We start from the raw sequence: 8592 nt of genomic DNA, 5'->3' as shown, positions 1-8592 counted from the left end.
GGCCGGACCCGGTCGCCGGCTGCCCCGGACCAGCCGCCCCGGGCCGGTCCGGCGATGCCACCGTGGACTGGCCGGGCGGCGCCGCGCCGGACCACCCGGGGACCTCGGTGAACGCCATCGGCGCGGTCTGCGGGGCCCGACCGGCCAGCGCCAGCAGGCGCTCCCGGAGGACCACCGCGTCGGCCACCGTGACGTACGCCAGCGGGGCCTCCGTCTTGCCGCCGCCGACCACCTCCAGCCGGAGTTCGGCGAGGCCGGTGAGCTGCGCGAGCAGCGGTCGTACCACCTCCACCGACTGCAACCGTTCCAGCGGGATGGCCCGGGTCCGGCGCCACAGCAGGCCCTCGTGGATCCGCAGCTCCCGCCCGACCACGTGATAGCCGGTGTTGTACCAACTGATCACCGAGAGCACGACGGCGCCGATCAGGAGCACCGCCACCAGCAGGCTGAAGAAGCCGATCCCGACCTGGGACAGGGTCGACCAGGAGAGCGCGGCGACGATCACCACCAGGGACTTCGCCGACTGCAGCACGGGGCTCAGCGGATGCAGCCGCCGCCGGGGTTCGGTGACGTCGCCCGTTGTCACAGACCCTCCGCCCGGTCCTCGCCGAGGGCGGTGAGCCGATCCCTTAGCCGGGACGCCTCGGCGGGCCGCAGGCCCGGCACCCGGGCGTCGCTCGCCGCCGCCGCGGTGTGCAACTGGACGGTGGCGAGCTTGAACGCCCGCTCCAGCGGCCCGGCGGTGACGTCCACGAACTGCATCCGGGCGTACGGGACGATCGACAGCCGCCGGACCACCAGCCCGTGCCGGACGAGCAGGTCGTTGTCGCGCTCGGCGTACCCCCAGGCCCGGACCGCCCGCGCGATCACCAGCAGCCGCCAGATGGTCAGCACGACGGTCAGGCCGAGCGCGAGACCGAACGCCCAACTGCCGGTCAGGACGAGGCCGACCAGGAGACCCACGATCACGACCAGCATTCCGATGCTGAGCCGCAGCGCCTCCACCCAGATCAGGTCCCGGGACACGGGCTGCCACCGGACGGTGTCCGGCCACGGCTCCAGCGGATCCGTCGGTCCGCCGACCGGCTGCTCCGGCGGTACGGGACCGCCGACCGGCTGCTCCGGCGGTACGGGACCGCTCACCGGCTCCGCCGGTACGGCGCCGACCGGCGGCTGCTCGCCGCGCTCACTCACCTCGCCGCCCCGTTCGCCCGTCGGTCGCACCGTTGGCCCGGGTTGCCGCCTCGCTCGCTCACGTGTCGAGCGTAGGCGATCCGTCGGCCGGTGCTACCTCCCGAAGGAACCCGCGCGCGCCGAGAAACTCGCCGAGCGATTCCCGGTGCGCGGCGCAGGCGAGCCAGACCTTCCTCCGCTCCGGAGTGTGCAGCCGGGGATTGTTCCAGCGCAGTGCCCAGACCGCCGGGGCCCGGCAGCCACGGGCCGAGCAGATCCGGGGCGGTTCTGCGGAGGAGGTGTCGTTCACGGCGGCGAGTCTACGGCGGCCGGAGTGTAGAGATCGCCGGGCGGCCACGGGGGGAGCCGCCCGGCGATTCGCTGCATCGTACACATGGAAACTCCCCCTATGTCTACCCATCCCGAGCCGTTTTGCGGATTGCGGAGGCTGCGAACCGCAAATCCGGTTCTCCCTTCGTCGGCTTCCAGGCGGACGTGCGAGGCTTGGGGGCGTCGGCCTCGCGCCGACCCATTCGATTCCGTGACCCCGCTGTGGAGGACCGGTGGCCCAGCCGACCACGCCCGACGCCCAGACCCCGCCCGACGTCGGGGGTGCCGGCCCCGCCGCGGGCTCCACTCCGGCCGAAGACGCGACCCTGCTCGAACGCGCCCTGTTCGAGGTCAAGCGGGTGATCGTCGGGCAGGACCGGATGGTGGAGCGGATGTTCGTCGCCCTGCTGGCCCGGGGACACTGCCTGCTCGAAGGCGTACCGGGGGTGGCCAAGACCCTCGCCGTCGAAACCCTCGCCCGGGTGGTCGGCGGCACGTTCGCCCGGGTGCAGTTCACACCGGACCTGGTACCGGCGGACATCGTGGGTACCCGGATCTACCGGCAGTCGAGTGAGAAGTTCGACGTCGAACTCGGCCCGGTGTTCGTCAACTTCCTGCTCGCCGACGAGATCAACCGGGCACCGGCCAAGGTGCAGTCGGCCCTGCTGGAGGTGATGTCCGAGCAGCAGGTCTCGATCGGCGGCCAGACGCACCGGGTGCCGAACCCGTTCCTGGTGATGGCCACCCAGAACCCGATCGAGCAGGAGGGCGTCTACCCGCTGCCCGAGGCGCAGCGGGACCGCTTCCTGATGAAGATCCTCGTCGGCTATCCCACCGACGTCGAGGAGCGGGAGATCGTCTACCGGATGGGCGTCAGCCCACCGGAGCCGTCGTCGGTCTTCACCCCGCTCGAACTCGTCACGTTGCAGCGCAAGGCCGACCAGGTGTTCGTACACAACGCGCTGGTCGACTACGCGGTACGGCTGGTGCTCGCCACCCGCGCACCGGCCGAGCACGGCATGACGGACGTGGCCCAGCTCATCCAGTACGGGGCCAGCCCCCGCGCCTCGCTCGGCATCGTCCGGGCCACCCGCGCGCTCGCCCTGATGCGGGGACGTGACTACGCGCTCCCGCAGGACGTGCAGGACATCGCGCCGGACATCCTCCGGCACCGGCTGGTGCTCAGCTACGACGCGCTGGCCGACAACATCCCCGCCGACCACGTCGTCGACCGGGTGATGTCCACCATTCCGCTGCCCTCGGTCGCGCCCCGGCAGAACGCCAGCCCGGCACCGGTCGGTCCCACCTCCGGTCTTCCGTTCGGCTCCGCAACCGGCGCCCCGGGCCCGGCGGCCGGTTCGAGCTGGCCGGGGCGCCCGTCGGCATGATGAGCGGTACCCCGATCAACCCGAATCCGGCCCGAGCCGAGGCCGTACTGTCCCGACTGCAGTTGCTCGTCACCCGGAAACTGGACGGGCTGCTCCAGGGCGACTACCTCGGCCTGCTGCCGGGACCCGGCACCGAGGCGGGGGAGTCCCGGGAATACCGCCCCGGCGACGACGTACGCCGGATGGACTGGCCGGTGACGGCCAGGACCACGGTTCCGCACGTCCGGCGTACGGTCGCGGACCGGGAACTGGAGAGCTGGATGGCGGTGGACCTCTCCGCCAGTCTGGACTTCGGCACCGGCCGCTGGCTCAAACGGGAACTCGTGGTCGCCGCCGCGGCGGCGATCGCCCACCTGACGGTGCGGGGCGGCAACCGGATCGGCGCGGTGGTCGGCACCGGTCCGGGCCGGGCGGCCGGCCCCGGTTCCGGCGGTTCCGGCCCCGGTTCCGGCTCGGCGACCGGTGGGTCGGGCGTGCTGCGACTGCCGGCCCGACCCGGTCGCAAGGAGGCCCAGGGCCTGCTGCGGACCATCGCCGGGCTGGAGCTCAGACCCGGCCGGACCGATCTCGGCGCCCTGGTCGACGCGCTCAACCGACCGCCGAGGCGGCGGGGGATGGCCGTGGTGATCTCGGATTTCCTGGCCCCGCCCGAGCAGTGGGGACGCCCGATGCGCAAGCTCGCGGTCCGGCACGAGGTGCTCGCGATCGAGGTCGTCGACCCGCGCGAGTTGGAACTGCCGGACGTCGGGGTGCTCGCCGTCGTCGATCCCGAGAGCGGTGAGCTGCACGAGGTGCAGACAGCCGACCCTCGCCTGCGGCGCCGTTACGCCGCCGCGGCCGCCGCCCAGCGCGCCGCGATCGCCCACGAGCTGCGGGCCGCCGGCGCGGCGCACCTGCGGCTCCGTACCGACTCCGACTGGCTGCTGGACATGGTGCGCTTCGTCGCAGCGCAGCGGCACGCCCGTACCCGGGGGACGACTCGATGATCCGTTTTCTGCAACCATGGTGGCTGCTGGCCGTACTGCCGGTGCTCGCCCTCGCCGGCGCGTACGTCTGGCGGCAACTGCACCGCCGCACGTACGCGCTGCGTTTCACCAACGTCGAACTGCTGCGTACGCTCGCGCCCAAGGGGCTGGGCTGGCGCCGGCACGCCGCCGCCGGTGTCTTCCTGCTGAGCCTGCTCATCCTCGCCACCGGCATGGCACGACCCTCGGTGGACCGGAAGGAGCCGCTGGAACGGGCGACCATCATGCTGGCGATCGACGTGTCGCTGTCGATGGAGGCCGACGACGTGGCACCGAACCGGTTGGAGGCGGCCCAGGAGGCGGCCAAGCAGTTCGTCGCCGAACTTCCGCCGAGCTACAACCTTGGCCTGGTGGCCTTCGCCAAGTCCGCGAACGTGCTGGTACCGCCGGGCAAGGACCGACCGGCGGTCACCGGAGCGATCGACGGCCTGGTGCTGGCGGAGGCGACCGCCACCGGCGAGGCGGTCTTCACCGCCCTGGAGGCGATCCGGTCCGTTCCGGCGGATGGCGCCCAGGGCGTCCCGCCGGCCAGGATCGTGCTGCTCTCCGACGGCTACCGGACCGCGGGCCGGTCCGTCGAGGAGGCCGGTGCGGCGGCACAGGCGGCCAACGTGCCGGTCTCGACCATCGCGTTCGGCACGGACTCCGGTCAGGTCGACATCGGCGGCCAGGTGCAGCGGGTACCGGTCGACCGGATGGCCCTCGCCGAACTCGCCGAGACGACCCAGGGCTTCTTCTACGAGGCGGCCTCGGTCAGCGAGTTGAAGCAGGTGTACCAGGACATGGGAAGTTCGATCGGGTTCCGCACCGAACCCCGGGAGATCACCCAGTGGTACGCGGGCATCGCGCTGCTCTTCGCGCTCTGCGCAGCGGGGATGAGCCTGGTCTGGACGTCCCGGTTGGTGTGACGGGCGGACGGCACGGCTGTGCCGTTGGATGGCGGTGCGGCTGTGCCGCTGGATGGCGGTGCGGCCGTGCCGAGGTGGCGGGTCCGATGATGCTCACGGGGTCGCGCGGACCAGCATGAAGACCACCACGATCCAGGCCGCGGCGAGGGTGAAGCCGAGTGGGGCGACGTAACGGTTCATGATTCTGCTCTCCGGTGGCGACTGAGACGTCCCGGGTCAGCGCAGGGCTGGGCAGGGACATCTGGGGATCAGCGGACGCGCACACGAAGTCGTGACCGGGAGGCTCCACACGCTCGAACTCGGCGACAGCCGTCGGGGCGCGCAGCCCTCGGCGTGCCGGACGGTTGCCGGCAGGGCCTGGGATGCGGTGCGGAGCGAAGCTGGGTCAGCCGGCCAGGAGAGTCAATGGCTCAGGCGGACTGACCAAGGGCCCGGCCACGACTAGGAGGATCGCTATCTCGCACAGCGATCACCTCCTTCTCCTCGGCCGAGCCTGGAACGCCAGTCATCGTACACCCGCGCCACGGGTCGGGGCGAAGCCGGTTGACGGGTTGCCGACCGTCGGCGGCGAAGAGCCTGGTCCGGGTCGTTCCGACCGTCCGGGCCGTTCCGACCGTCCGGGCCGGCCGACCAGCACCGCCAGGGCCAGGCCGAGCAGCGGCAACCAGGCCAGCCGGGCGAGCACCCAGCCGGGCCCGTCCGGCACCGAGTGCAGACCGGGTACGGCACCCCAACCGGCCAGCCGGGCGACGAGCGCGGCGAGTGCCGTGACCCCGAGCAGGATGGTCTGGTGCCACAGGTAGACGCCCATCGCGGCGGTGTTGAGCCGGTGCACCGGTCGCCACCGGCGGGGCCGGGCCAGCCAGCCGGCCACCGCCGGCCGGATCAGCACGGCCGCGCCGATCTGGGCGAGAGCCAGGGAGACCGCGAACAGCGACGGGGGATCGAGGTTGGACATCCCGTCCCCGGGCACGCCGACCGCGCTGGCCGGGTAGCCGCCGTACAGCACCAGGCCGGTCATCCCGGCCGCTCCGCCCAGCAGCAGCCACCACCCGGTACGCCGGTCGCCGAGCCGTCCGCCGGCCAGCGCCATGCCGAGCAGGTACGGCACCAGCCAGGCGGCGAGCACGGCGACCGGTACCCGCCAGCTCCCGTCGCCGGGCAGCGGCACCGGCCAGTTCCGGATGTCCGACAGGTTCCGTCCGGCCAGGTCTCCGAGGGCGACCAGGGTCACCGCCGCGATGCTCAACCGCAGTGGTCCGTACCGGCGCAGTGCCCGGGACAGGGGACCGGTCAGGGCGATCAGCACCACCAACGGCAGGAGGAACCACAGTGGACTGACCACCAGCGTGGCGGCGGTCCGCAGGGTCGCGGCCGGAGTACCGAGCATCGCGGCGACGGCCAGCGCCACCGTCCAGCCGCCGAGCAGCAACAGCACCGGCCGGACCAGCCGGCCGAGTCGGCGCCGCAGCCACTCCGTCGACCCGAGTCCACGACTGTTGGCCGACTGCAGGGACCGGGCCGAGCCGTAGCCGCTGACGAAGAAGAACAGCCCGAGCGTCTGGAACAGCCAGGTCGCCGGCACCAGTTCCGGCATCGTGATGAGCGGACTCGCCGCCCGCAGCGCGCCGCCCGGGGCCAGCACCAGGGCGGTCACCAGCCAGTGTCCGAGCACCACACCCCCGATCGCGTACGTCCGCAGCCCGTCGATGCCGCGATCCCGTCCGTCGATGCCGCGATCCCGTCCGTCGATGCCGCCATTCCGTCCGTCGATGCCGCGATTCCGCCCGTCGACGTTCCGGTGCGGTGGCGCCGGGGCCTGCTGCCGTGCGACGGTGCTCATCGGGCCGCCACCGCCGTCCCGGTCACCGAACCGGTCCGGCCGAGCGTGACCAGGGCCGCCGCGTGCAGCGTCCCGGTGCCCGACACCAGGTAGCCGTCGTGGCCGGTCACCCCGTCGACCGGCAGCCGCCGGGCGCCGAACCCCGGAGCCGCCGGCCGGACACCGTGCCCGAATCCGAGTATCCGGAGCGGCGGCAGCCAGTGGATCCAGTCGTCCGGTGCCTCGGCGGCCCAGACGGTCGCGCCGGTACGCAGCTCGCCGACCTCGTCCACGCCCATCCCGACCCCACCCACGGTCACGAGTTCGGTGACCTGGGCCGGTAGTGCCGGCGCGGCGAGCCCGATCACCAGTGCGCCGTAGCTGTGCCCGATCAGGGTTACCGTGGCGGCCGGGCGGTGCCGGGCCAGCGTCCGGACCAGGTCGAGCAGGGCCCGGGCTCCGGATCGGGCGCTGTCCTGCCGGGTCGCCGCCCGACCCAGCCCGTTCGGTGGGTCGTAGCCCAGCCAGGCCAGCACCGCCACCCGGGCATCGGGTTGGCCGGCCCGGATCTCGTCGTACAGGCTCCGGGCCTGGGCCGACGGCGCCCGCCGGCTCACCCCGCCGAGCCCACGGTCGAAGTTCCGCAGCGTGGTGTCCACCCCGGGCACCAGCACGGCGATCCGGTCGGCGGTGCCGAGATCCCCGAGCACCTCCACCGCCAGCCCGTCGCCGCGAGGATCGAAGGCGAGGAAGGACCGGCCGGCGGCGACCCAGTCGGCGTACGGCGCCCCGGCCGCCCGCATCGTCGCGGCTACGTCCGGATAGGCGTCCACGAACCGGGCCGGCGCCGACGGAACCGGGGCCGCCCCGGCAGGTGGCGGCGGCACCAGCAGCCCCACGGCCAGCAGGCCTGCCACCGTGCCCCGTACCGCTGATTGCCATCTCATCCGCCGTCTCCCTCCGGTCGATTCCGGAGAAAGAATGCGGAGCCGAGCACCGGCGGCGCGTCACGCCACGGAGTGGTCCTGGCCGGGCTACCGGAGGGCTACTCCCCGGCCGCGACCAGACCGGACTCGTACGCGACGACGACCGCCTGGGCCCGGTCGCGCAGGTCCAGCTTGCCGAGGATCCGCCCGACGTGGGTCTTGACGGTCTGCTCGGCGACCACCAGCGCGGCGGCGATCTCGGCATTGGACCGGCCGCGCGCGATCAGCCGCAGCACCTCGGTCTCCCGGGGCGTGAGCGCGGCCAGGGTGGTCGGACGGGGCCGGTCCCGGTCGGGCCGGGCCGCGAACTCGGCGATCAGCCGACGGGTCACCGCCGGGGCCAGCAGCGCGTCACCGGCGGCGACGACCCGGACCGCGTGCACCAGGTCGGCGGCCGGCGCGTCCTTGAGCAGGAACCCGCTCGCTCCGGCCCGGAGCGCCTCGTAGACGTAGTCGTCCAGGTCGAAGGTGGTCAGGATCAGCACCCGGGGCCGGGCCGACCCCGGACGGTCCCCGACGAGTCGCCGGGTGGCGGCCAGCCCGTCCAGCACCGGCATCCGGATGTCCATCAGCACGACGTCGGGATCCAACCGGCGGGCGGCGGTGATCGCCTCCGACCCGTTGGCGGCGTCGCCGACCACCAGCAGATCGGGCTGGGCGGCCAGCAGCGCACCGAAACCCTGCCGGACCATCGCCTGGTCGTCGGCGATCAGTACCCGAATCATCCGGACGCCTCCGCGTCGTAGGGCAGGTACGCGGTCACCGCGTACCCGTGATTGCCGGTCGGTCCGGCGGTGAACCGGCCGCCGAGCAGGCGGGTCCGCTCCCGCATCCCGGTCAACCCGTGCCCGCCGGCCCCGGTGCCGCCGTCGGGCCCGGCCCCCGGGTCGGCCGGCCCGGTCGGGTCACCGTCGGCCGGCCCGGTCGGGTCACCGTCGGCCGGCCCGGTCGGGTCACCGT

Annotated in this window: 9 protein-coding genes and 1 pseudogene; 3 read left to right on the top strand and 7 right to left on the bottom strand. The window is 73.3% G+C overall.

The genetic code is table 11. From position 1 onward, the window contains the following. From I0C86_RS11570 to I0C86_RS11560, 3 genes are all read right to left on the bottom strand, one after another. Window positions 1-586 (bottom strand): PH domain-containing protein (locus tag I0C86_RS11570; RefSeq protein WP_196201227.1); only part of this gene is annotated, 586 nt, incomplete at its 3' end. Next, on the bottom strand, window positions 583-1143 hold the full coding sequence (locus I0C86_RS11565) for a PH domain-containing protein (protein WP_407676299.1): 561 nt from the start codon (window positions 1141-1143) through the stop codon (window positions 583-585). The genes I0C86_RS11570 and I0C86_RS11565, both read right to left, overlap by 4 nt. A gap of 109 nt (window positions 1144-1252) precedes the next feature. Then, entirely contained in the window at window positions 1253-1483 is a 231-nt protein-coding gene (locus tag I0C86_RS11560; protein WP_196201226.1) for a hypothetical protein, read from the bottom strand. 253 nt (window positions 1484-1736) lie between these two features. Between I0C86_RS11560 and I0C86_RS11555 the strand changes: the two genes are divergently transcribed. From I0C86_RS11555 to I0C86_RS11545, 3 genes are read left to right on the top strand one after another with little or no spacing between them, the layout of a single operon-like run. Continuing rightward, the gene (locus I0C86_RS11555; RefSeq protein WP_196201225.1) at window positions 1737-2891 is read left to right on the top strand and encodes an AAA family ATPase; all 1155 of its coding nucleotides are present in this window, start codon (window positions 1737-1739) and stop codon (window positions 2889-2891) included. Then, entirely contained in the window at window positions 2888-3877 is a 990-nt protein-coding gene (locus I0C86_RS11550; RefSeq protein WP_196201224.1) for a DUF58 domain-containing protein, read from the top strand. Before I0C86_RS11555 ends, I0C86_RS11550 begins: the two co-directional genes overlap by 4 nt. Then, window positions 3874-4824: a VWA domain-containing protein gene (locus I0C86_RS11545; RefSeq protein ID WP_196201223.1), complete on the top strand. Its 951-nt coding sequence runs from the start codon at window positions 3874-3876 to the stop codon at window positions 4822-4824. Before I0C86_RS11550 ends, I0C86_RS11545 begins: the two co-directional genes overlap by 4 nt. 505 nt (window positions 4825-5329) lie before the next feature. Here I0C86_RS11545 and I0C86_RS11540 read toward each other — a convergent pair. The 4 genes and pseudogenes from I0C86_RS11540 to I0C86_RS11525 form a co-directional block, all read right to left on the bottom strand. After that, a complete protein-coding gene (locus I0C86_RS11540; protein WP_196201222.1) occupies window positions 5330-6667 on the bottom strand; it encodes an acyltransferase family protein in 1338 nt (445 codons plus the stop codon). After that, complete coding sequence (locus tag I0C86_RS11535) at window positions 6664-7593, bottom strand: alpha/beta hydrolase (protein WP_196201221.1); 930 nt, start codon at window positions 7591-7593, stop codon at window positions 6664-6666. Before I0C86_RS11535 ends, I0C86_RS11540 begins: the two co-directional genes overlap by 4 nt. A 98-nt stretch (window positions 7594-7691) precedes the next feature. Next, window positions 7692-8357: a response regulator gene (locus tag I0C86_RS11530; RefSeq protein WP_196201220.1), complete on the bottom strand. Its 666-nt coding sequence runs from the start codon at window positions 8355-8357 to the stop codon at window positions 7692-7694. Then, window positions 8354-8592 (bottom strand): annotated as a pseudogene (locus I0C86_RS11525) (sensor histidine kinase); the annotation flags it as partial. The pseudogene I0C86_RS11525 and the gene I0C86_RS11530, both read right to left, overlap by 4 nt.

It is taken from the genome of Plantactinospora alkalitolerans, from assembly GCF_015690345.1.
Taxonomy (GTDB): Bacteria; Actinomycetota; Actinomycetes; order Mycobacteriales; family Micromonosporaceae; genus Plantactinospora; species Plantactinospora alkalitolerans.
The sequence above is the reverse complement of the archived record's forward strand: the minus strand, read 5'-3'. Positions and strand labels throughout refer to the sequence as shown.

Bases quoted from the DNA above. Each gene is read 5' to 3' on its own strand.
- I0C86_RS11550 (WP_196201224.1), top strand. From the start codon at position 2,888: ATGATGAGCGGTACCCCGATCAACCCGAATCCGGCCCGAGCCGAGGCC.
- I0C86_RS11545 (WP_196201223.1), top strand. From the start codon at position 3,874: ATGATCCGTTTTCTGCAACCATGGTGGCTGCTGGCCGTACTGCCGGTG.
- I0C86_RS11540 (WP_196201222.1), bottom strand. From the start codon at position 6,667: ATGAGCACCGTCGCACGGCAGCAGGCCCCGGCGCCACCGCACCGGAAC.
- I0C86_RS11535 (WP_196201221.1), bottom strand. From the start codon at position 7,593: ATGAGATGGCAATCAGCGGTACGGGGCACGGTGGCAGGCCTGCTGGCC.
- I0C86_RS11530 (WP_196201220.1), bottom strand. From the start codon at position 8,357: ATGATTCGGGTACTGATCGCCGACGACCAGGCGATGGTCCGGCAGGGT.